At 33.1% G+C, this 22,645-nt stretch carries 20 protein-coding genes; 10 read left to right on the forward strand and 10 right to left on the reverse strand.

Annotated elements, in window-relative coordinates:
* Positions 1-169: 169 nt before the first annotated feature.
* The 3 genes from GM3709_RS05835 (at position 170) to urtB (ending at position 3,744) form a co-directional block, all read left to right on the forward strand.
* Positions 170-961 carry a D-alanyl-D-alanine carboxypeptidase family protein gene (locus GM3709_RS05835; RefSeq protein WP_066117155.1) on the forward strand — a complete coding sequence of 264 codons (792 nt, stop codon included), beginning with the start codon at positions 170-172 and terminating at the stop codon, positions 959-961.
* Between the two features lie 12 nt (positions 962-973).
* Positions 974-2,353, forward strand: a complete 1,380-nt coding sequence (locus GM3709_RS05840) for a TldD/PmbA family protein (RefSeq protein WP_066117158.1) — start codon at positions 974-976, stop codon at positions 2,351-2,353.
* Between the two features lie 224 nt (positions 2,354-2,577).
* Complete coding sequence (gene urtB / locus GM3709_RS05845; RefSeq protein WP_066117160.1) at positions 2,578-3,744, forward strand: urea ABC transporter permease subunit UrtB; 1,167 nt, start codon at positions 2,578-2,580, stop codon at positions 3,742-3,744.
* 67 nt (positions 3,745-3,811) lie between these two features.
* On the opposite strand, the gene rpe is transcribed toward urtB, so the two are convergent.
* The 4 genes from rpe to GM3709_RS05865 form a co-directional block, all read right to left on the reverse strand.
* Entirely contained in the window at positions 3,812-4,501 is a 690-nt protein-coding gene (gene rpe, locus GM3709_RS05850; RefSeq protein WP_066117163.1) for a ribulose-phosphate 3-epimerase, read from the reverse strand.
* A 67-nt stretch (positions 4,502-4,568) separates the two neighbouring features.
* Positions 4,569-5,483 carry an alpha/beta fold hydrolase gene (locus GM3709_RS05855; RefSeq protein ID WP_231937622.1) on the reverse strand — a complete coding sequence of 305 codons (915 nt, stop codon included), beginning with the start codon at positions 5,481-5,483 and terminating at the stop codon, positions 4,569-4,571.
* 96 nt (positions 5,484-5,579) lie between these two features.
* Positions 5,580-6,356, reverse strand: coding sequence for a hypothetical protein (locus tag GM3709_RS05860; protein ID WP_066117169.1), 777 nt, complete (start codon positions 6,354-6,356; stop codon positions 5,580-5,582).
* 179 nt (positions 6,357-6,535) lie between these two features.
* Entirely contained in the window at positions 6,536-7,933 is a 1,398-nt protein-coding gene (locus GM3709_RS05865) for an MFS transporter (protein ID WP_066117172.1), read from the reverse strand.
* A 122-nt stretch (positions 7,934-8,055) separates the two neighbouring features.
* On the opposite strand from GM3709_RS05865, the gene trmFO reads away from it, so the two are divergent.
* Both trmFO and GM3709_RS05875 read left to right on the forward strand, forming a co-directional pair.
* Positions 8,056-9,393 (forward strand): FADH(2)-oxidizing methylenetetrahydrofolate--tRNA-(uracil(54)-C(5))-methyltransferase TrmFO, encoded by a 1,338-nt coding sequence (trmFO, locus tag GM3709_RS05870; RefSeq protein ID WP_066117175.1) that lies wholly within the window; start codon positions 8,056-8,058, stop codon positions 9,391-9,393.
* Positions 9,394-9,635: 242 nt separating this feature from the next.
* A complete protein-coding gene (locus GM3709_RS05875; RefSeq protein ID WP_066117178.1) occupies positions 9,636-10,919 on the forward strand; it encodes a glutamyl-tRNA reductase in 1,284 nt (427 codons plus the stop codon).
* A 113-nt stretch (positions 10,920-11,032) separates the two neighbouring features.
* Here the strand turns inward: GM3709_RS05875 and GM3709_RS05880 are convergent, their stop codons facing one another.
* Positions 11,033-11,902, reverse strand: a complete 870-nt coding sequence (locus GM3709_RS05880; RefSeq protein ID WP_066117180.1) for a phycobilisome linker polypeptide — start codon at positions 11,900-11,902, stop codon at positions 11,033-11,035.
* Between the two features lie 366 nt (positions 11,903-12,268).
* On the opposite strand from GM3709_RS05880, the gene GM3709_RS05885 reads away from it, so the two are divergent.
* Both GM3709_RS05885 and sixA read left to right on the forward strand, forming a co-directional pair.
* Positions 12,269-13,180 (forward strand): CoB--CoM heterodisulfide reductase iron-sulfur subunit B family protein, encoded by a 912-nt coding sequence (locus GM3709_RS05885; protein ID WP_066117183.1) that lies wholly within the window; start codon positions 12,269-12,271, stop codon positions 13,178-13,180.
* 161 nt (positions 13,181-13,341) lie between these two features.
* Positions 13,342-13,836, forward strand: a complete 495-nt coding sequence (sixA, locus tag GM3709_RS05890; protein WP_066117186.1) for a phosphohistidine phosphatase SixA — start codon at positions 13,342-13,344, stop codon at positions 13,834-13,836.
* A gap of 181 nt (positions 13,837-14,017) precedes the next feature.
* On the opposite strand, the gene GM3709_RS20075 is transcribed toward sixA, so the two are convergent.
* Together GM3709_RS20075 and GM3709_RS05900 are read right to left on the reverse strand one after the other, a co-directional pair.
* Positions 14,018-14,368 (reverse strand): hypothetical protein, encoded by a 351-nt coding sequence (locus tag GM3709_RS20075; RefSeq protein WP_066117189.1) that lies wholly within the window; start codon positions 14,366-14,368, stop codon positions 14,018-14,020.
* A 316-nt stretch (positions 14,369-14,684) separates the two neighbouring features.
* The gene (locus GM3709_RS05900) at positions 14,685-15,824 is read right to left on the reverse strand and encodes an LptF/LptG family permease (protein ID WP_066117193.1); all 1,140 of its coding nucleotides are present in this window, start codon (positions 15,822-15,824) and stop codon (positions 14,685-14,687) included.
* A gap of 107 nt (positions 15,825-15,931) precedes the next feature.
* On the opposite strand from GM3709_RS05900, the gene GM3709_RS05905 reads away from it, so the two are divergent.
* Both GM3709_RS05905 and GM3709_RS05910 read left to right on the forward strand, forming a co-directional pair.
* Positions 15,932-17,533 carry a glycosyltransferase family 39 protein gene (locus GM3709_RS05905; protein ID WP_066117196.1) on the forward strand — a complete coding sequence of 534 codons (1,602 nt, stop codon included), beginning with the start codon at positions 15,932-15,934 and terminating at the stop codon, positions 17,531-17,533.
* 90 nt (positions 17,534-17,623) lie between these two features.
* Positions 17,624-18,358: a hypothetical protein gene (locus GM3709_RS05910; protein ID WP_066117199.1), complete on the forward strand. Its 735-nt coding sequence runs from the start codon at positions 17,624-17,626 to the stop codon at positions 18,356-18,358.
* Between the two features lie 177 nt (positions 18,359-18,535).
* Here GM3709_RS05910 and GM3709_RS05915 read toward each other — a convergent pair whose 3' ends face one another.
* From GM3709_RS05915 to rfbB, 3 genes are all read right to left on the reverse strand, one after another.
* Positions 18,536-18,910 (reverse strand): AbrB family transcriptional regulator, encoded by a 375-nt coding sequence (locus GM3709_RS05915; protein WP_066117202.1) that lies wholly within the window; start codon positions 18,908-18,910, stop codon positions 18,536-18,538.
* A gap of 984 nt (positions 18,911-19,894) precedes the next feature.
* Positions 19,895-20,350: a nitrate reductase associated protein gene (locus GM3709_RS05920; RefSeq protein ID WP_066117205.1), complete on the reverse strand. Its 456-nt coding sequence runs from the start codon at positions 20,348-20,350 to the stop codon at positions 19,895-19,897.
* 106 nt (positions 20,351-20,456) lie between these two features.
* Entirely contained in the window at positions 20,457-21,524 is a 1,068-nt protein-coding gene (gene rfbB, locus GM3709_RS05925) for a dTDP-glucose 4,6-dehydratase (RefSeq protein ID WP_066117208.1), read from the reverse strand.
* A 198-nt stretch (positions 21,525-21,722) separates the two neighbouring features.
* On the opposite strand from rfbB, the gene GM3709_RS05930 reads away from it, so the two are divergent.
* On the forward strand, positions 21,723-22,622 hold the full coding sequence (locus tag GM3709_RS05930; RefSeq protein ID WP_066117211.1) for a LysR family transcriptional regulator: 900 nt from the start codon (positions 21,723-21,725) through the stop codon (positions 22,620-22,622).
* Positions 22,623-22,645 lie beyond the last annotated feature (23 nt).

Here is a 22,645-nt window from a genome sequence, read left to right on the forward strand (position 1 = left end):
TAAAATACTGTCTAAATAATAAATTGAAAATACCTTCAATCATTAATTGTTTATTAAAGCTAGTTTACCTGAAATTTAGCTGAAGATAACCTTAAACTTAGTTAATTGATGATGATTGCTCCATAAAAGGCTAAAATAGGTAAGACCAAGTAAAGAAATCTCAGCGTCTATGGATGAAATTCCAGTTGCTTTAAGGGAAGCTAACAAAACTGTCAAATCAAGTTCGATCGTTACAAATAAGATTGGTATTATTATAGTAAGCGGTATTATTGTTCTATTGGCAGGAATTTTTTTCTTTTTCAATCGTAATTCTCAACCAATGCCTCAACCAGTGGAAAATGTTAACAATACTCCTCCTGTGGTAGAAAATGAAAATGAGTTACCAACGGAATCTAATCCGGAGGAAATCTTACCAGATAACATTCTAGGGCATTTACCTTACGAACAAGCTCCCCAAAGTGACTTAAAACCGATAACTCGTGATGGTGGTATTCAGTTAAGAGGAAAAGCCGCCGATAAATTTTTACAAATGCAAACAGACGCTAGGAGGCAAGGTATTATTTTAGCCCCTATTTCAGGATTTCGATCGATCAAAGATCAAGAATATCTTTTTTTTAAAGTAAAAGAGCAACGAAAACAACCTACCTCAAAAAGAGCTGAAGTTAGTGCCCCTCCGGGTTATAGTGAACATCATACAGGATATGCGATCGATATTGGAGACGGCAACGCACCAGCAACAAACTTAAATACTAATTTTGAGCAAACCTCTGCCTATAAATGGTTAAGTCAAAATGCCGCTAAATATAGTTTTGAGCTATCCTTTACTCCTGACAATTTGCAAGGTATTAGTTATGAGCCTTGGCATTGGCGTTTTGTCGGTGATACTCATAGTTTAGAAACTTTTTATAAAGCTCGTCAACTTACCACTAACTTACAACCAAGTTCTGACAATAAAAATTAATATTTACTATCCATGCTAGATTATCGTAATTTACTATCCGATTTAATTAACCGTTATCGTCACCGAGTTGATTTCTTAAGTATTCGTCTTGAAAAAGGAGAAGGTAGCAATATTGTTATCAAAAATAATCAAACAGAAAGCCTGAGTGAAGGAATATCTTTAGGTGGACAAATTCGTGCGTGTTATAAAGGGGGTTGGGGTTTTGCTACTTTCAATGACTTAACTCAACTACCTCTGAGAATTGAGGATGCCATTACTTCAGCCTTGCTAATTGGAGATGACGAGACTATTTTAGCACCTGTTGATCCTGTTCAAATCTCTTGTCAATTGCCTTTAACCGGTACAAATCCTCGTTTAATCTCTCTTGGTGACAAAAAAAGACTATGCGATCGATATAACCGTATTTTAAGCCAAGTTGATGAAAAAGTTACCAGCAGTTTAGTTAGTTATAGTGACAGTCAACAAACTATTCTTCTCGCCACTTCTGAAGGTACGATGATTGAGCAATCGTGGATTGACTGTGAAATGCGATTTAGTGCGATCGCCAAAAATGGGAAATCTGTGCAAACAGGAAGAGAAACCACAGGCACAAGAAAAGGTTATGAAGACTTAACCAACCTTGATAATATCGTTGCAAATGCTTCAAAAAGAGCCGTTAATGCCCTAAAATACCCTTCTGTCAATGGGGGTACATATACGGTAGTAATTGACCCTATTTTAACAGGTTTATTTGTTCATGAAGCCTTCGGTCACTTGTCTGAAGCTGATATGGCTTACGAAAACCCCGACTTACTAGAAGTAATGAGTATAGGACGTAAGTTTGGGGGAGAATATTTACAAATTTTTGATGGTGCAATGGTAGAAGGTCATCGAGGCAGTTATTATTATGATGATGAAGGTACACCAGCTACCACCACTCAGTTAATTAAGGATGGTGTTTTAGTGGGAAGACTTCACTCAAGGGAAACTGCGGGAAAATTAGGTGAAAAACCCACTGGTAATGCTAGATGTTTAAACTATCACTACCCACCGATCGTGCGTATGACTAACACATGGATAGCCAGAGGAAAAACTCCTGTACCAGATTTATTTACGAATATCAAGGAAGGAGTTTATGCGACTAACTGGATTGGAGGTATGACAAACGGAGAAATGTTTACTTTTACCGCCGGGGAAGCATGGATGATTCGAGATGGTAAAATTGCTGAACCCGTCAAAAATGTTACTTTATCAGGTAATGTTTTTAAAACTCTAGCAAATATAGAGTCGATCGGGGATGATTTTTATTGGGATGAATCTGGAGGTTGTGGTAAAGGAGGACAAAGTGGCTTACCGGTGGGCTGTGGTGGCCCTAGTTTGCGTATTAAAGATGTCGTTATTGGTGGCGAATAATTTTTAATAACTGAGGTTAAACAAAGCAAAATATTTGAGATTGAAGGTGTTAGGTATTAGGTTAAATTTTTCTAACAATAAAAAAACTGTGAAACCCTTAACTTTTCTCTTTTCCCTCTTCCCTAACCCTAGATGAGTTTTAGCTTACTTATTGTGATTAATGATACCAACAAAAACTCCAATTAATGGTCATAATCCATGAGAAGATTAATTAAAGTGAAAAAATGTTACCTCTGATAGAAGGATTTTTAAATGGTATAAGCATTGGTTCAGTTCTATTAATTGCCGCCCTAGGATTAGCCATCGTTTTTGGTTTGATGGGAGTAATTAATTTAGCACACGGTGAATTGATGATGTTAGGTGCTTATACAACTTTTGTTGTGCAAAATATTTTTAAGCCTTTGGGTGAACCTTGGTTTAATTTTTATATTATTGTCGCTATTCCTGTGGCTTTTATAGTAGCGGCGATCGCAGGGATAATTTTAGAACGAGGTGTAATTCGTTTTCTTTATGGGCGGCCACTAGAAACCCTTTTGGCAACTTGGGGGGTTAGCTTAATTCTCCGTCAATTGGTAAGAAGTGTAAACTGGTCAATGACGATCGGTATAGTGGTATTCTCTTTATTATTTTTTGGCGGAATGTGGTTTTTATCCCGTCAAGGCAATTGGGAACAGATTCGAGCTAAATTCATCGCCATTACTTTACCTTTAGCTAGTGCGATCGCTATTATTACGGGAATATTAATTAACAGTTCTAAAAATCAAGCCTTAACGAAAGCCTGGTTTAGTGCGAGAAACGTTGATGTAACTGCTCCTGCATGGTTAAGAGGTGGAATCCCACTGGGCGCATTTCAATTTCCCATGGCAAGGGTGTTTATTATTGTCCTAACTATTCTTTGTATCGTTGGGGTATATTGGTTTTTGAATGGATCAGATTGGGGTTTAAAAATTAGAGCCGTTACCCAAAACCGCACTATGAGTTCTTGCTTAGGTATTCCTACTGCTACCGTTGACGCTTTAACTTTTGCTTTAGGTTCAGGATTAGCCGGAATTGCAGGAGTCGCTATCAGTTTACTTGGTTCTGTTGGGCCTAATACAGGACAAAATTATATTGTAGATGCTTTTATGGTGGTGGTTGTTGGCGGAGTAGGTAATTTACTTGGTACTATTATTGCGGCATTGTCGATCGGTACTATATCTTATATTGTCGGTTCTGGTAGTATTGGATTAGTGCTTATGTCTCAAAATGTCGGATCTTCATTCATGGAGATTATTAATTTCTTTGCGAATACTAGCATGGCGAAGGTATTAGTATTTATTATGATTATTACTTTTTTACAAATTAAACCTTCTGGTATTTTCCCTCAAAAAGGACGTACGGCTGAGTTATAGGAATAGAGAAAGAGAAAAAGAGGAGAAATATTATTTGATTCCTCATTTCTCATTCCTCATGTCTTATTTATGCAGTAACTAATTGAGGGCGTTTGCTGTTACGAATAGAAGAAATTGCCTCAGCATAATCGGGGGCATTGAATACGGCTGAACCAGCGACGATCGCATTAGCACCTGCTTCGAGTACTTGCCATGTATTGTTTGCTTTTAAACCGCCGTCAACTTCAATCCAAGGATCTAAACCTCGATCGTCACACATTTGACGTAAAGCTCTGATTTTAGGAACTACGGTAGGGATGAAACTTTGTCCACCAAAGCCGGGGTTAACACTCATGATTAAAACTAAATCACAAACATCAATAACATACTCAATTAATTCTAAAGGAGTGGAAGGATTAAGTACAACTCCAGATAGTTTGCCTAACTCACGAATTTGACATAAAGTACGATGTAAGTGAGGAGACGCATTATGTTCAGCGTGAACCGAAATAATATCTGCTCCTGCTTTGGCAAAATCTTCTACATACTTTTCAGGTTCAACGATCATTAAATGAACATCTAAAGGTTTTTTGGTATAAGGGCGAATTGCTTGTACAATTAAGGGACCGATCGTGATATTGGGTACAAAACGACCATCCATAACGTCAACGTGAATCCAATCTGCACCAGCTTCGTCTACAGCTTTAATTTCATCTCCAAGACGACTAAAATCTGCCGATAGAATAGAAGGGGAAATAACGACTTCTTTATTACTCATGGTTACTATTAAATATAATTAAGTTGGGATTAATTGTAACAAAATCTTTAAATTTTCTTTAAGTGTATCAGGTGTTGGCAAAATCGAGAATATAATTAGAGGTTATTTCTGGTTTTTCTAAGTGTGGTACATGACCGCAATTTTTAACCCAAATTAATTTATTATCAGGAATTAATTCTTGAAATTTGTTAGCAGGTTTTAGTCCCAAAATTTTGTCATTTTCTCCCCAAATAGTTAAACTTGGTTGTTTAATGGTACTTAATTCACTGGCAAAACAACCATAACCGCCACTTTTGCTGAATGCAATTAAGGCTTTATTCCAGTAGTCACATTCTAAGTGCAAAGCGGCACAGGTTAAAGCATCTTCATGGGCTAATTTTCGATCGAAATAAGCCATTTCACTAATACTTTGTCTTACTTTTAAGTTTCGTAAAAATTCTGTGGCTAAAAATCCTAATGGGGGAAACAAAAATTTTCCAACAATGGGGTGTTTAGTTAATCCTCCGCTATCGAGTAATACTAATTTTTCTACTGTTTCGGGATAGGTTAAACAAAAATCTATTGCCGTTGCACCTCCCATAGATGCACCTATTAAGATAACGGGTTTTTGAATCATTGTCTGCCAAAATTGATACAGATGGCTTTTGATTGTGTTGGGAGAGTATTCGAGCGAACTTTGACGATGGGTAAAACCAAACCCTAGTAAGTCTAATACCCAAACTTGATGATTTTTGCTCAAAAAAGGTATTAAACGCCTAAATTCTAGTAAAGAACTATCAAAACCATGAAGTAAAATAATGGGAGGTTGTTTTTCTCCTACTACGGCATAACTTGTTTGAATGGGAGAAGGAGTGAAAGAGACATTAATAGGAGTAAATTTAATTTGCTGAAATAGATTAATCGATGAGGATTCTGTCAGTTTTTCAGCTCGATCGAGGATAATTTTTGGTAACATTGACATTAATACACTGATGAAAGTCATAAATCTGATGTTACGATAAAGTCTGACTTGTTATCTATTACTTTTCTCGAAAAACTAGATGATATTTTAACTCTTATCGGTTAAGTGATTTTTTGATCAATTCCTATTTTTACGATCGTTATGACCAAACCAACTAGAATTAGTGGTTATACTATATTTTGTTTGTAAAACTTTAGTAACATCTTCGATCGTGCCATCAGCAGAAACCCAACCGTCTTCAATATCGGGAAAATCAATTTTACAATTCTCACATTTTTTATCAGAATAAAAACGGATAGGACACCAGAAAGATTCTACATTTCGTAACATTTCTGTACCTAATGACCAAACTCCTGTCATCCAATCACAATATAAACACCAAATTAAATCATAACCGACTAATCCTTGAAACTTTTGACGAGAAACGTTAACCCATTCTTTGGCATCATATTTTGGTAGGTTTACCAATTTTGTTAAGGGAGGATATACCACAATTTCCGCCAACCTTACTCCCCAAAAAACAGGTATAGCTAAAGCTGTAATCCAGACTGCTAGGTGATTACGCCACTTGCCAAAGATTTGACTAAGAGTAGTAGAAATTTTTGCTTTTTGGGGTGATTTCCTATGTTTCCATTCATGAGCAAAAATCCAAATCCAAAGTCCACTAATTTCCCCAACTAATGCAACCCCAACTCCATTCCATTGTGATACGATCGTACCTAGTAATAGAGGAAATAACATAAAATAGCTAAGTATAATATCAATACCAGGTGCTACGCAAAAAAAGTCACCAATTTTCACTCCCATCTCACCGAAATAAGGAAGCAAATGTAAAAATATTGCTCCTGTTATGATAATAGCTATAGAAGTTAAGTATAAACTAGTCAAATTCATAAATTATTTTTTAAAATTACGATCATTTTATTGCTTAACTATAGCTAATTTTTAATCACTTTAACTTTTTAAGTTTTTATTCTAAAAAGATTTAGTATTTTATTATTAGTTTTATCAAATGAAGTTTATTTTTACAAAATAGAGATAAATAAAAAATAATTATAAACGATACTAAGTTACTAAATTTCTAAAGTTTTTCCCTTAGTTTCAATTCTCAAAAAATAAGTCAAAATTCCAGCTAATAAACAACTGAAGGCTAAAATATATAGTAAATTAGATACTCCTAAATCTTCTCTTAAAATAGGTAATAAAAAAGTTCCCAATACTGCTCCACTTTTTGCGATCGCTGCCGCTAATCCTGCACCAGTAGCTCTAATAGAAGTGGGAAAAATCTCTCCAGAAAGTAAAAAAGTTGTAGAATTAGGTCCTGCATTCATCAATAAATTAAACACTAAAAAACCACTAAAAACTAGGATAAAATTAGGATGTTGATTAATATTAGGATCTCCTGCTATTCCTAATAGTATTAATCCTAAAGCCATACCAATAAAACCAATAATTTGTAAGGGAATTCTACCTACTTTATCAACTAATAAAACTGCTACTAAAAAGCCTATTATCAAAAACAAATCTACTATAGCTGAACCCTGAGCCGATCGTATTTGACGAATAATAAAATTATCCTGATTATTAAAAGCTAAAATCGCAATAATTGTGGGAGTAAAAATACCAATACCATAGGTAGCAATATCTTGTAAAAACCAAGGAATAGATGCTAATAAAGTATTTTTAATATATTTTGGTGAAAATAAAGAACTATAATTAAGATTAGTTTCTTCAGGTTGAGGATCACTTTCTGAGTTAACAATAATATCCGTTTCTAATAATTCTCTAGCGGCTAATTCAGCATTTTTATAATCTCCTTTAGCAATATAATATAGAGGACTTTCTAAAAGAAATTGTAGCCGTAAAAACCCGACAAAAATAGCTAATAATAAACCAATACCTAACATTGCTCTCCATCCATATTTAATCAAAATATCAAGAGAATTAGGAAAAATTTGAGTAAAAATATTGATAATAATAATACCTGTTAAAGCACCAAATAAAGCTCCCACTGCTTGAAAAGTAAATGCACCAATAACCATTCTTCCTCTTAAACGAGAAGGCACATTTTCAGTAATATAAGCCACACTAATGGGATAATCAGCACCAATACCAACTCCTACTAAGAAACGGAAAAAAATTAAAGAAAAAGCATTCCAAGCTAAAGCAGTTCCAGCACTAGAAATAATAAAAATCAAGACATCAATTAATAACATTTTTTGTCGGCCAATTTTATCGGTAATTCCTCCTAATGTGAGTGATCCAATTAAAGATCCAATAATAGCAGAAACAGCGATCGAGCCTATTTGAGTAGTTGTAAGGTTAAAGTCTTTTTCGAGAAAAGGTAAAGCAATTCCGATAATAAAAAAATCAAATCCATCTAAGGCAATTAAACCGGCAGATAATAGCCATAAAAACCACATTGGTTTTGTCAATTTAGATTCATCTAATTTAGATTCAAAGTTGTTCATTTTTGATAAAAATATAACCAAAATTAAATTTATAAAACCTCATTAATTTGTTAAAATTTTAAGCAATGAAAGTTTTATCACTAACTTTTTATTTTATCAAACTTATTAATTTATCTATCATAATGAATCATAATTCTATAACGGTTATTGGAGGAGGATTAGCAGGTACAGAAGCCACATGGCAAATTGCCAAAGCAGGTATTCTCGTTACTTTATATGAAATGCGCCCCATTGTTAAAAGTCCAGCCCACCATAGCGAAGAATTAGCAGAATTAGTTTGTAGTAACTCTTTTGGTGCAGATGCCGTCGATCGAGCGGCTGGTTTACTACATCAAGAACTACGTCAATTAGGCTCTATTGTAATACAAACTGCTGATAACCACAAAGTACCCGCAGGAGGAGCGTTAGCTGTCGATCGAGGTGTTTTTAGTCAAGAACTAACTCAAACCCTTGTAAATCATCCTTTAATTACTCTTAAACGAGAAGAAATTAAGACCATACCATCCAACGGAATTGTAGTATTAGCGACAGGCCCTCTCACTAGTCCTCCCCTCGCCCAAGAATTACAGAATTTGACAGGGATGGATTACCTTAACTTTTTTGATGCGGCAAGTCCTATCATAGTAGGAGAGTCCATCGATAAAGATATTGCTTTCCTTGCATCCCGTTACGACAAAGGAGAAGCTGCCTATTTGAATTGCCCCATGAATAAAGAGCAGTATTTGCATTTTTGGCAAGAAGTACGCCAAGCTGAACAGGCGGAATTGAAAGACTTTGAACGAGAAAATGCTACATTTTTTGAAGCCTGTTTGCCCATAGAAGAATTAGCTAGACGAGGAGAAGATACCATGAGATATGGGCCTTTGAAACCAATTGGATTATTTGATGCTCGTTTGGGAGACTTCAAAGAAAATAAAGATAAGCGTCCTTATGCCGTAGTACAACTGCGTCAAGAAGATAAAGCAGGACAATTATGGAATATGGTAGGCTTTCAAACAAATTTACGATGGGGAGAGCAACAACGGGTATTTCGCATGATTCCGGGATTAGAAAAAGCAGAGTTTGTGCGTATGGGAGTAATGCACCAAAATACTTTTTTAAATGCACCTCAACTATTAAAAAGTACTTTACAGTTTAAATATCGAGAGACTCTCCTTGGGGCAGGGCAAATTATCGGTACAGAAGGTTATACAGCCGCCGCCGCCGGAGGTTGGTTAGCTGGTACAAATGCGGTAAGGGTGGCACAGAATAAACCTCCTTTAACTCTCCCCAACGTTACCATGATGGGTGCTTTATTTGAATTTATCAGTAGTGCCGATGCTAAACATTTTCAACCTATGCCTCCTAATTTCGGTATTATTCCCACTTTTCCTCAAAAAATACGCAATAAACGAGAACGTTATCAAGCATACGCTAATAGATCGATCGATGCGCTTAATTCCTTGACGATGAATATATAGCAGAAGGCAAAAGGCAGAAAGAAAATATATAATATTTCAACAATGGATAATGGACAATTGACATAAGTATTTATCCTAACTCCTACCAAAAAACTTTTTCGGCAACCCTAATTATTAATATGAAGTTTCATTGCAAAAGATTAAGAACAAATTGCCAAACATTGCAATATCAGTAATGATTAAAATTGTTTAAAAAGCATTTTTTATAGTAAACAAAATTTATTTCGACATCAGAACATAATATGAATATTATTGTAGTCGGACTTTCCCATAAAACCGCCGCCGTTGAAGTACGAGAAAAATTGAGTATTCCTGAAGCCAAAATCGAAGAATCGATAAAGCATCTTCTTAGTTACCCTCATATCGAAGAAGTTGGTATTATCAGTACTTGCAACAGGCTTGAAATTTATGCTGTGGTAAAAGAAACGGAACAAGGAGTTAAAGAAATTACTCAATTTTTAGCAGAAATAGGACATCTGTCTTTACACCATTTAAGACGACATCTATTTATTTTATTACATCAAGATGCAATTCGTCACTTAATGCGAGTTTCTGCGGGATTAGAAAGCCTTGTATTAGGGGAAGGGCAAATTTTAGCCCAAGTCAAAAATACCCATAAATTAGCTACAAAATATCAAGGTATGGGACGACTACTCGATCGACTTTTCAAACAAGCCATTAGCGCTGGAAAAAGGGTGCGTACAGAAACAAATATAGGTACTGGTGCTGTTTCTATTAGTTCGGCGGCGGTGGAATTAGTGGATACCAAAGTAGATGACTTATCCTCTCAAAAAGTGTCAATTATTGGTGCGGGAAAAATGTCTCGGTTATTAGTGCAACATCTTGCCTCAAAAGGGGCTGATAATATTGCTATTGTAAATCGTTCTACCAGTCGATCGCAAGAACTCGCCAAACAGTTTCCCCAAGTTAGCTTACAGCTTCATCCCCTCGAAGATATGATGACAGTGGTGAGGGAATCAGATATAGTGTTTACTAGCACTGGTTCAATGGTGCCTATTCTTGATAAAAATAATCTCTCCAATATAGAAGCATCTCGATCGATCATGTTAGTGGATATTTCTGTCCCTCGCAATGTTTCCAGTGATGTGGCAGAATTAGATTTTATAATTTCCTATAATGTTGATGATTTGAAAGCGGTAGTTGCTCAAAATCACGCTAGTCGTCGAGAAATGGCAAGAGAAGCAGAGATATTATTGGAAGAAGAAATCGAGGCTTTTGAGTTGTGGTGGCAATCCTTAGAAACCGTGCCAACTATTAGCTGTTTACGCAGTAAAATTGAAGAAATTCGAGAACAAGAATTAGAAAAAGCCTTATCCCGATTAGGTTCAGAATTTGCCGAAAAACATCAAGAAGTAATAGAAGCCTTAACCAGAGGTATTGTTAACAAAATTCTACATGATCCTATGGTACAGTTACGAGCTCAACAGGATATTGAAGCTCGGCGCAAGGCTTTACAGACTTTACAAACTTTATTTAACCTTGAAATTAGCGAACAGTTTGGTTAATTTAGAGACAAAAAAGTCTTTTGATAGGAAATATTTTGTTTAATACAGCAACTTCAATAAAAAACAAGGGGTTTAATCCCCTTGCTCATAAGTTTTAATTAAAAAAGTATATCTTAATTAACAGGAGTTACACTAGCAATACTTGCACCTTGTTTGTGTAAAGTTTGATAAAGTTCAAATAATTTACTAAAAGGAACCATATAAACTTTGTTAGGACGGCGATATTTAGGAAAAGCATTATAAACTTTTGCGCGGTAGCCCGTTACTTCTACTCGGTAAATAGCACCATCTTCATCAGCACCTACACCCTGACGGGTAGCAGAAGTTAAAGGAGTTTCTTGGAAAGCCCAACCACCACCAGTCGAACCACCAGAAGGAGGAATTACTGATAAGGGGGTTTGAGTTAACACGCTTTTATGAATTACAGGAGATTGTAAAGATTTACCTACATCACTACTAGCTGCACCACGAAGCATTGCAAACATATGGGTAAACTCTACCATTGTACGATTGTTGGCAGTTTTATAACCACGATAGTAAGGAACAATATTATCTCCGTATGCTTCGGTATATTCGTCACTATCAATATAAGCGTTAATATCAGCTTCGTAACCGAGAGTGTCTAAAATATCGCTATGGTATCTCATTTCATCTTGATTTTCAGGAGTACGTCCTAAAAAGTGTTTAAAATTGAGTTCAGTAAAACGATAACGAGGACAAGTTTCAAAGAAACGTTGACGGTATAAATCGGAATTTGCGATCGCACGAACAAATTCTCTGACGGTTAACTGTCCATTACGGAAACGAGATTCTGCATTTGTAACTCTTTCGTTACTCATGATATAAGAATTTCCGACTACTTGACGATAAACGGCATTGATAATCTGAGAAATTCTTTCGTCAGAATCATGGGGTTTTCTTTCTACAATGGATGCTTCTTCAAATAAACTGATACCCAAATTTGCGCTTTGTTGTAAAGACATCTAATAGTCTCCTTTTACGAGTGTGTTAATTTTTAAATTTAATTTTCTTAACAAAACTTAATAAACTAAGTAGTAATAAATACCAATTAGAAAAGTTTAATCGGATACGGTTAGCTATTAAGTGTGTACACTTATTAATCTCTTAGGAGCTTATAAGGTAAAGAGTTGAGCCTACCTACTTAAGTCTCTAAGAATTAATTAATAATCATTTTTTATGACAGGATTTTTATTTCCAGTCAAATCTATTTATACTATGAGAAGTGTGCATTTATTATCAAGATTTGTAAAGAGAAGGTCGAATTGATAATTGATAATTGATAATTAAGAATTGAGAATTGTCAACTGTCAACTATCAACTTTTGTGCTATGCTTCGTTATGCTTATTTTCCGGGATGTGTTTCTCAAGGTGCGTGTAAAGAGTTACATACTGCTACTATGGCTATTAGTAGCGCTTTAGACATTGAATTAATCGAGTTGAAGAAAGCCTCTTGCTGTGGTTCTGGAACTTACAAAGAAGATTCTCAATTATTAGAAGATACCGTAAATGCTCGTAATATTGCCTTAGCAGAATCTCTTAATTTACCTTTATTAACCCACTGTAGCACTTGTCAAGGGGTAATTGGTCATGTGGATGAAAGACTAAAAGAGGCACAACAAGATAATCCTGATTATTTGAGTAAGGTTAATAGTTTTTTAGAAAAAGAAAATTGCTCTCCTTATCAGGGTACAACGGTAGTAAAACATATTTTATGGGCTTTAGTGGGGGATTATGGTTTAGAAGCATTGAAAGCCAAGGTGATTAAACCATTAACAGGATTGAAATGTGCTTCTTTTTATGGTTGTTATTTGTTACGCGCTCAAAAAAATCTCCCTTTTGATAATCCTTTCAATCCTCAATCTTTGGAAAGTGTTTTTACTGCATTAGGAGCAACTCCCGTTTATTATGAAGGTAGAATCAAATGTTGTGGTTGGCCTTTGTCCAGTTACGCTACAAAACAATCTTTTCAGATGGCAGGTAATAATTTATTGGATGCGATAAATCAAGGTGCAGATTGTATTGTTACACCTTGCCCTCTTTGTCATCTTAATTTAGATTCTCGTCAACCAGAAGTTGCTAAAATAATAAATCAAAAATTAGATATTCCTATTTTACATTTACCTCAATTAGTGGGTTTAGCATTAGGTATTAAACCCGAAGAATTAGGGATAAATCATCATATTGTTTCAACTAAAAAAATTATTAATATCATTAATAAAAACCGATATAATCCAGACTAATTAAAGGCTTTTTGAGTTAAGGTAATTATGGAAATTAAGTAAAACTTTTAAAAATAGATTTGTCAAACAAAATATCAGATTTTGCTCTTTTAAGATAACTTAAATCATTAATTTTTTATGTCAATTAATTGTCAACTTTACTAACTTAATAGTTTTATAATATGATTATATATTTTATCCGTCACGGTATCGCAGAATTGAGATCGATCGAAAAAGATGATTCCCATAGAATTTTAACCTCTAAAGGGATAACTAAAACTCAAAAAGTAGCTCAAAAATTATCTTATTTAGACATAAAATTTGATGTTATTATAACAAGTCCTTATACTAGAGCAAAAGAAACAGCAATTCTTCTTAAACAGGCAAAATTAAGTAGTGAAATTATAGAACATTCTGCTTTAACTCCCGATGGTAATATTTTAGAGTTGATTAACTGGTTACAAAATTCTGATTATCGAGAAAATAGTTGTTTGGCTTTGGTAGGGCATCAACCAGATTTGGGAAATTGGGTTGAATTATTAGTTTTCGGAGAAATTAAAGGAAAATTAATAGTAAAAAAAAGTGGTATTATCGGTGTTGAATTATGGGATTTATCTAACCCTATTGGTAACAGTGAATTATTTTTATTAGCAGGTCCAAAATGGATAAGTAATTGATCATAGCATTCGTATTTAAGTTGTGTCTCAAAGCCTAAAGATTATTTCTTCTTCATTTACTTTACTTTTGTTGTTAATTTTTCTATAGAACCCATTTGGTATCTATTGTACATATTCTTAAAATTTAGCGGATACGTGTTAACAGCGTTTTTATTGAGTCCATCCTTCCCCAATATATTCATCATTTTTTGGCCAAAGAATTATTTGTATTTATTTTTGTTTCTTTTACTCTACCGGGGGTAAATTTACCTGAAAATGAATAGCCTGATCGTCTTACATAAAGTCTTATTTTATTTTTTTGTGATCCTTCTAACTTTTCCTTATTTCTTTCGCAATGTAACTTTTCAACTTCTAGTAAAAAAGCAATGTCCTTTATCGCTAAGTCCAAATATTCTTGAAGTTTACGTCTGTTACTTATAACCTGACCAATAAGTTTAGCAGTAATAGCCGCAATAATTGTGCTAATAATTGAACACCCCCCCGAAATAATAGAGGCTTGAACTTGAGGGGCAGAAAAGTCAAAAGAAAACATTTTATCTCAACCAATTAGTGTAAATTAATTTATCTTAACAATCAATGGCATCATATTCTTTGTAATGTTTTTTGTATTGTGTCTTTTATTAGTTTCACAAATTCCGTGTTTCCTTGTTGAATAAATAAATTTTTAGCTTTCTTTAAATCAGTGATCGCCTTCTGATATTCTCCTAAATCATCATAAGTATTACTTCTGTTGTGATAAGCGAAAGCAAGATTAAGTATTTGTGCTTAGTGCAAAAATGGGATGCTCCCTGTCATTGGTCATTTATTAATTGTTTACAAATCATTTAGGATTGCTATATTCATTATTCTTAAGCAAAATTAGGTTTAAATAGTAAATAAATGCCGATCGAAAAACCTAAAATATTCGGTATCCAAGCTGCCATGAAAGGAGAAATAACACCAATTAATCCTAAACTACCAATCATAAAACCGATAAAATAGTAACCAAAAACAATGGCTACACAGATACCAAAACCAGTGGCTTTACTGGCACTATTTGGACGAGAACCTAAAGAAGATCCAACTAAAGCAAATATAATACAAACAAAAGGAAAAGCAATTTTTTGAGCAGTCCTGACTTGAAACATTAAAACAGTTTTTTCATCTCCTAATAATCTTAATAATCTAATATATTCTTGAGATTGTGCAATATTCATTTCGTAAGGATCTCGACTTTTAGAAGCTAATTCTAAGGGAGTTTTGGATAAAGAAATTTGCGTTTGTCTAAAAAAATATTCTTTCCCTGCTAAGGGAGTTTCTTTGATATTGTAGATTACTCCATTAAATAAATCCCACACTTGAGATCTGCTATTCCAGCGTCCTTTTTCTGATATTATTACTTTATTTAATGTCTTTTTTTCTGTGTCTAAAATAGTCACAGATTTCATGTTTTCTCCGTCAAATGCTTGGGCATAAAATAATGTTTTTAGTTGTTTTGTTGCTCTTCCATTTTCTTCTTGAACTTGAATATATTCAGGATAAAAAATATCTTGTCTCAATAAAAATTTTCTTTGTTCATTAAGTTTATCCACTAAAATAGTGGTAACTTTATAGTTAGCATTTGGAACAATTAATTCGTTAAAAACAAAGGTTAAAAAAGTAATTAATAAGCTGAAAATTAAGGCTGGAATAATTAGTCGAAAAAGGCTAACTCCTGTACTTCTCAAGGCAATTAATTCGTTATCGTTACTTAAACGACTATAGGTGATTAAAGTGGTTAATAAAAGTGATATGGGTAAAGCATAGGCTATATATTCAGGTATTTTTAAGCAAAATATTTCGATGGCAGAGATTAATGGTAAGTTGGAGTTAACAATTTTATAACTTAAATCAGATAAGGTTGCGATCGCAACACCTAGAGCAGAAAAAAGTGCTACACCAAAGAAAAAGGGACTCATCAACTCTCTTACCAAATAAACATCCATTATTGATAGTTTAAAAGTGCGCATTCAACTTAAAATGATAAATTGGACTTATCAAGATTAGAGTTACCAAAAACAAGTTTTTTCAAACTATATACTAACTTTATTCAGGGACGATTTCATAACTAGAATTAATGATCAAAACGAAAAACTCGTCAATCTTATCCTATCCGATAACTGTAATTCTGGTAGTTGGTTTAATCATTAGAGCCATTATTGCCCTATATTTACAACCAGGATATGATGAGGCTTATTATTATCTCTACACGCAAAATTTAGACTGGAGTTATTTTGATCATCCTTTCCTAGTATCTTTAACCACCGGTTTGGGAGTATGGTTAACAGGAGAAGTTAATCAATTTACCATTCGTTTTGGTACACTAATTATCACGACAGGTAGTTTATATTTTCTTTACTTAATAGGAAAAAACCTATTTAATCACGAAAGTGGGTTAATGACATTACTCATAGCGTCTTCAATTCCCATTTTTACAGTCGCATTTGGGGTTTTAACGTTACCTGATGTTCCCTTAATTTTTTTTCTAACATTAACACTATTATTTGCATCTTATGAGTTTTTTCCTTTTCAAAATAAAATTACCTATAAACCTAGTTATCGTCTTATTTTAATAGGTTTTTGTTTGGGATTAGCTTGTTTAAGTAAATATCATGGGTTTATTTTTGCTTTAGGTTTAGTCGGATTTTGTATTTTTAATTATCCCTATAGGCGAGTTTTTTCTTCTCCTTGGTTAATTTTAAGTTTTCTAGTATTTATTATTACTTTATTTCCTCTTTTATATTGGAATTGGCAAAATGATTGGGCATCTTTTGGTTTTCAACTTTCGACTCGTTTTGATTCCCCCGCTTCATCTACTATCACCATTAATCCTTTTAATACAATTGTAGTTGCCTTAGTTAGTATTGGTTATTTATTTCCTAGTTTTGGTTTTCCTCTGTGGTGGATTGGGGGGGTTACTTTTTGGGAAGAAATTACTGTTAAATTTAATTTTCGTTATCGATTAATTTTATGGGTTTGTTTACCTTTAATTATTGGTTTTACTCTTTTAGGGGCTGTGACACAAATTCTGCCTACTTGGGCAATGCCCGGTTTTTGGTTTTTAACTCTGATTTTAGGTAATTATTGCACTAAATGGGCTAAAGAATATCCCAAACTAATTAAACGTTGGTTTTTCTTTTCTTTTCTAATTATTAATACTATTATTTTTGTGATGTTATCTCATTTTAGTATGGGGTTATTTCAAAAACCGAATCAAAATGCTTTCTTTTCTGGTTTAATTGCACCACAAAATGATCCTTCTACGGAATTAATCGATATTATACAATTACGATCAAACTTTAAAAACTCCTCAGAATTTTCCCAAGCCTTACAACAAGCAGATTTTATTTTTACCAATCAATATTATCTCGGAGGTTACATTGGTATGGCGATCGCACCTTTAACAGAAATTCCTGTAACTTGTTTTAGTGATGATAGTCGTGGATTTAACTATTGGTATCCCCTGGAAAATCTTAAAAGAAAACGGGGATTATATATTACAACGCAACGATTTGCAAAAAAAGAATTAGAACAAAAGTACCGTCAATATTTTCAACAGTGGAAAAAAATAACTGAAATTCCTTTATTTCGATCAGGAGAAATAACAGAGGTATTCTATATTTATGAAGGAATAAATTTAATCACTATCCCCGATTTCAGACAAGAAAAAATTAACTAAGATGACAGAGTTTTTCCTGTGTTGACTATCCCTATATCCCTATAATAAAGAAATTGATAAACCAATAAATTATGATCATTGAAACCAATCATGATAGATTTAAGTTATTTTTCTTTAGGGATTTTGTTATGGTTAGGAAGTTGTGGCTTTTTAATTACTCTAAGACGAGATAATAATAATTCCTCCTCCTCAAAAAAAATACCTTCATTTGACTCCTCTTTTCGTGATTCAACTAAAATTCAAAAATTAGAAAAACAACTAGAAATTAAAATTAATAATTTAGCTTTCGCTACTGAAAAGATAAAAGCCTTACAAGAAGAATTACAAACTGTCAGCGATCGATTAGAATACAATCAAGATAAATATAAAAAATCTGAGCAAGAATCAAAAACAAAAGTTGATAATTTGGAAAACCAGATAGAAAGATTAGAAAAAAAATGTCTGGAATTAAATCAAGAAATAGAAAATTTACCGATAAAATTAATTAGAGATTGGCAACAAAAATCTTTTGAGTCGTTACAAACATTACTCGCCAACTATCCTACTGCCAAAATCATGGTAAAACTAAAACCAGAGTTACCTGCCAAAAATGTGATTACCTTACTAAAACCCTTAGATAAAGTATTAATACAATGGGGAATAGAATCTATTGGCAAACCTTGGGAAAAAGTCTCATATAATCCTCAAATACATTATAGTGACGAAGAAAATTTAATCCCAAATGAAATGGTTTACATTCGTTTTGTGGGTTATCGTCAACAAGAAAAAATTTTATTACCGGCTAAAGTTAGTCGCACACTACCCGGAGAAAAAAAGTCTCAATAAACTCATTTAAGTCTTAGCAATCAGTCGTTAGCAAAAGAGAAAATAGTTATAATTACTCACCTAATAGTTAAACTTATTTTTAATCAAAAAAAAGTTAAAAGTTATGTTTTCATTCCCTTTTGCTTTTTGCCTGAATGCTTATAAACCTCATCTCAAAAAGAGGTTAAGAAAATTCAATTAATCGCTTAATTGTCTGAGATGAATATTTTTTCTTCCCAATACAACCTCAAATTCATCTCCCGGTTTTAAACCCATTTTATCAGTATAAGCCTTACCGATCGAAAGATTACCATTAGATTGTACATTAATGCGAAAATTAGCACTTCTGCCTCTTTTTTTACTATCGACAGTAGTTTCATTATCGAGATTAATTCCTTCTGCTTCTATTAAAGCATTGAGAAATTTAACCATACTAACTCTTTTTTGATCATTATCTGTCAAAGTATAATAACCACACTCAATCGCTTTTACTTCTCGTGAAACATTACCCAATTTTTTTACAGTTTTGAGTAATTCTTTTCCTGTAAGAGGTTGTTGCTTTTTGTTTGCCATTTACTTCTATTTTCCTAATTTTTAAACTGCCTATTTTGAGTCAATATACAAAATAGTTTTTAAATTTTTGTTCATTAACCATAATATACTAATAAAGTCAAATTTTACTTTTTTTCTAAACATAATCTTTGACTATGATTTTCAGAGTCTTTTTTACTAATTTATCTTTATAATGATATTTTTCGTAAATTCTTGAGGATTAAGATATTAATTAGTAATTTCGTAAAGATATTTGATAATATTTAAGACATCTGGATGTTTAAACAAATAAAAAATTTTTTAATAAGGAAGTCAAGAATATAATTTAAGATAATTTTTATATTGATAATTTCAGTAAATATGGCAATCCCATTTTAGTTCTAATATTTTGCTTAGGTTAGGAGATAGGAAATAGAAGGAAACAATATTTTGGATGGAAACAACATTTTTTTGTTTTGAAGTAATAAATAGTAGAGGATCAATTTTGTTTTGATAAGTTAATATTATAAAAACGAACCTCTTTTTTGACTTGTAAACTGTCTTTCTTTCAATTTTATTTCTCAATTTCAACTTAACTGACTAACCTGAAACCTATTTAGATTTACAAATGAAAATAAGGTATAGCAATCCTATAGATTCGTGAGAAATAATTATGTTTAATTAAGCACTCAGCAATTAGCAATTAGTTATCAGCTATTGTGAAGTTAAATTTCTGGCCAACATATAGTAATTGATTACTTATTCTTTAATGGAAAAAAGGCTAAAAGCTAATCCCTTTAATTACAAGTATCTAAAATTATCACAAATGATTTAGGAATACTATAAAACCCATAAAAGTTGCATAGTTTAATAGACTTCTCCAAAAATTACGATTTTAAAACCCTAGAATAAGCATTTCAGCCGCATTTTTAGAAAATATGGCGATGTCTAATATTAGTAAAAATTGATGAAACTCTTATTAGTTGTCTCTTGCCTTCTGCTATAATTCACAAGAATTAACATAGTTTACGAAACCAACTCAAATTCTTTCAAAGCGGGTAAAAAATTGTTGTTTTCATGACTTGGGCGACTTAATTTTATTAAAGCAAATCGTTGTAAAGGTGTTAGTTTTTGCCATTGAAATAAGGTTAACTGATAATCAAATTCTTTAGCTTTTTTCTGTATAGTATCTGGTATTATATCGATATTAAGCCATTCAGGATTAGATAATATTTCTAAATCTTTAGGATATTCTTTAGTTTTTTCATAAACTAAATCTCTTAAGTATTGACGATATTCAACAATTTGTGTAAAAGTTTCACAGGGTTTATTTATTAGCACTTCTTTTTCGAGATGATTAAAATTGTACCAATGATGAAGTTTTAATTTAACTCCGCAAGTATCTAATTTAAATCTCACTATCATAGGGATACAACGCAGAGAAGCGACAAAATCGGCTTCAAATTCAAAAAATTGTTTCATTTATTGTTATCAATCTGTTATAATTACCACTAACTATTCGTTATTCACTATTCACTAAATAGTAGTAGAATTGGTGGGCAATGCTCACCCTACTTCTTTATTTTATTTACTCTACAGTATAATTTTTTTGATAGTATTTTTGATAGTCTTCTGATAGTAGTGGTTGCCACCATTGAGAATTATTAACATACCATTGCAAGGTTTCTTTTAATCCTGTTTCAAGGGTTGCAAATGGTTTCCAATTTAGTTCTTTTTGCAGTTTACTGCTATCAATAGCATAACGTCGATCATGACCGGGTCGATCTTTTACAAAAGTAATTAGTTGATGAGAAGGTTTAACAGGTAAATTTGGAGCAATTTCATCCATAATTTGACAAATTAATTTTACTAAGTCAATGTTTTTTACTTCGTTATTACCACCGATATTATAAGTTTCTCCTTGCTTTCCTTGGTGTAAAACTGTGTCTAAAGCACGACAATGATCTTTAACATACAACCAATCTCGTATATTTTGACCATCTCCATAAACCGGGAGAGATTTTCCTAAGAGGATATTGATAGCCATGAGGGGAATTAATTTTTCGGGAAAATGATATGCACCATAGTTATTAGAACAGTTGGTAATAATTGTGGGTATATTATAGGTATGATAATAAGCCCTGACTAGATGATCACTTCCTGCTTTTGAGGCAGAATAAGGACTATTTGGAGCATAGGCATTTTTTTCGGTAAAAGGGGGATCATCTATGTTTAGACTACCATAAACTTCATCAGTAGAAACATGAAGAAAACGATAATCAGGGGATTGGTTTTGTTTTTCCCAGTGATTACGAAAACTCTCTAGAAGAGTAAATGTGCCCATAACGTTGGTTTGAATAAAAGCTGAAGGTGCTAAAATCGACCGATCAACATGAGATTCGGCGGCAAAATGGGTAATAGTAGTGATTTTCTCTCTTTCTAATATTTTATCAACTAAGACTCGATCGCAGATGTCTCCCTGAATAAATAAAAAATGGGGATTGGTTTGTAAGTTAGCTAAATTTTGAAGATTTCCAGCATAAGTAAGGGCATCGAAAACAATAACTTTATCTTGAGGATGATTTTCTGTCCAATAGTTAACAAAATTTGAGCCAATAAATCCTGCACCACCAGTTACTAAAATATTTTTACTCATAAATAATCAAAAATTATAGCGCCGAATCATTATACCAACATCCCCCATGGAAAAAAACAGTATTATTCTACATTGCAAATTCTAAATTTTTAGTTAACCAAAATTCCACAACTTCGATGAGATTGTTAAGTATTGACTTTTATCTATCTATAATGTACCATTTATTAAGAAAGATAAATATATAAAGGAGATTAATGTTTGATTCACGCAACATTGCATCAGTTAAAAGTCTTTGAAACTACTGCCCGTTTAGGAAGTTTTACCAAAGCGGCAGAAGAATTAGACATAACTCAACCAACGGTATCAAGTCAAGTGAAACAATTAACAAAGACTGTTGGCTTACCTTTATTTGAGCAAATCGGGAAACAACTTTATCTCACGGAAGCAGGAAAAGCATTATTGACGACTTGTCAGGATGTGTTTACGGAGTTAGATAACTTTGAGATGAAAATTGCTGACTTTAAAGGCACAAAAGAAGGCAAATTGCGTTTATCTGTCATTACCACCGCAGCCTATTTTATTCCTCGCATTTTAGGTTCATTTTGTCAACTTTATCCCGATATTGATGTTGCACTTCAAGTAATTAATCATCAACAAATACAGCAGAGAATGTTGAATAATCAAGATGATTTATACATCATGAGTCAACCCCCTGAAGAAATTGATCTCAAAAGTCAACCTTTCATTAATAATCCATTAGTAGCGATCTCCCGCAAAGATCATCCCTTAGCTAATAATAAAAGAATACCTTTAGAAAATTTGCAACCCTATCCCTTCATTATGCGCGAATCTGGATCAGGTACTCGTAAAGCAGTACAAAAATTATTTAATGAACATAATATTAAAGCAAAAGTGCGCTTAGAATTAGGAAGTAATGAAGCAATTAAACAAGCTATTTTAGGTGGTTTAGGAATTTCTGTGTTATCAAAACATACTTTAACTTCTGCCTGTCATGAAGATTTAACGATTCTTGATGTGCAAAATTTCCCTATTCCTAAACATTGGTATATTTCCTATTTAGCAGGGAAACAATTATCAGTTATTGCTCAAACATTTTTAGATTTTTTAATTGATAAAAGTCAACTCATGGAAATTTAAGTTAATCTTAGGGCGTGTCATCA

It is taken from the genome of Geminocystis sp. NIES-3709 (genome assembly GCF_001548115.1).
Taxonomy (GTDB): Bacteria; Cyanobacteriota; Cyanobacteriia; order Cyanobacteriales; family Cyanobacteriaceae; genus Geminocystis.

Excerpts from the sequence above, each read along its gene's own strand:
- GM3709_RS05835 (WP_066117155.1), top strand. The coding sequence starts at position 170 with ATGGATGAAATTCCAGTTGCTTTAAGGGAAGCTAACAAAACTGTCAAA.
- GM3709_RS05840 (WP_066117158.1), top strand. The coding sequence starts at position 974 with ATGCTAGATTATCGTAATTTACTATCCGATTTAATTAACCGTTATCGT.
- urtB (WP_066117160.1), top strand. The coding sequence starts at position 2,578 with ATGTTACCTCTGATAGAAGGATTTTTAAATGGTATAAGCATTGGTTCA.
- rpe (WP_066117163.1), bottom strand. The coding sequence starts at position 4,501 with ATGAGTAATAAAGAAGTCGTTATTTCCCCTTCTATTCTATCGGCAGAT.
- GM3709_RS05855 (WP_231937622.1), bottom strand. The coding sequence starts at position 5,483 with ATGACTTTCATCAGTGTATTAATGTCAATGTTACCAAAAATTATCCTC.
- GM3709_RS05860 (WP_066117169.1), bottom strand. The coding sequence starts at position 6,356 with ATGAATTTGACTAGTTTATACTTAACTTCTATAGCTATTATCATAACA.
- GM3709_RS05865 (WP_066117172.1), bottom strand. The coding sequence starts at position 7,933 with ATGAACAACTTTGAATCTAAATTAGATGAATCTAAATTGACAAAACCA.
- trmFO (WP_066117175.1), top strand. The coding sequence starts at position 8,056 with ATGAATCATAATTCTATAACGGTTATTGGAGGAGGATTAGCAGGTACA.
- GM3709_RS05875 (WP_066117178.1), top strand. The coding sequence starts at position 9,636 with ATGAATATTATTGTAGTCGGACTTTCCCATAAAACCGCCGCCGTTGAA.
- GM3709_RS05880 (WP_066117180.1), bottom strand. The coding sequence starts at position 11,902 with ATGTCTTTACAACAAAGCGCAAATTTGGGTATCAGTTTATTTGAAGAA.
- GM3709_RS05885 (WP_066117183.1), top strand. The coding sequence starts at position 12,269 with ATGCTTCGTTATGCTTATTTTCCGGGATGTGTTTCTCAAGGTGCGTGT.
- sixA (WP_066117186.1), top strand. The coding sequence starts at position 13,342 with ATGATTATATATTTTATCCGTCACGGTATCGCAGAATTGAGATCGATC.
- GM3709_RS20075 (WP_066117189.1), bottom strand. The coding sequence starts at position 14,368 with ATGTTTTCTTTTGACTTTTCTGCCCCTCAAGTTCAAGCCTCTATTATT.
- GM3709_RS05900 (WP_066117193.1), bottom strand. The coding sequence starts at position 15,824 with ATGCGCACTTTTAAACTATCAATAATGGATGTTTATTTGGTAAGAGAG.
- GM3709_RS05905 (WP_066117196.1), top strand. The coding sequence starts at position 15,932 with ATGATCAAAACGAAAAACTCGTCAATCTTATCCTATCCGATAACTGTA.
- GM3709_RS05910 (WP_066117199.1), top strand. The coding sequence starts at position 17,624 with ATGATAGATTTAAGTTATTTTTCTTTAGGGATTTTGTTATGGTTAGGA.
- GM3709_RS05915 (WP_066117202.1), bottom strand. The coding sequence starts at position 18,910 with ATGGCAAACAAAAAGCAACAACCTCTTACAGGAAAAGAATTACTCAAA.
- GM3709_RS05920 (WP_066117205.1), bottom strand. The coding sequence starts at position 20,350 with ATGAAACAATTTTTTGAATTTGAAGCCGATTTTGTCGCTTCTCTGCGT.
- rfbB (WP_066117208.1), bottom strand. The coding sequence starts at position 21,524 with ATGAGTAAAAATATTTTAGTAACTGGTGGTGCAGGATTTATTGGCTCA.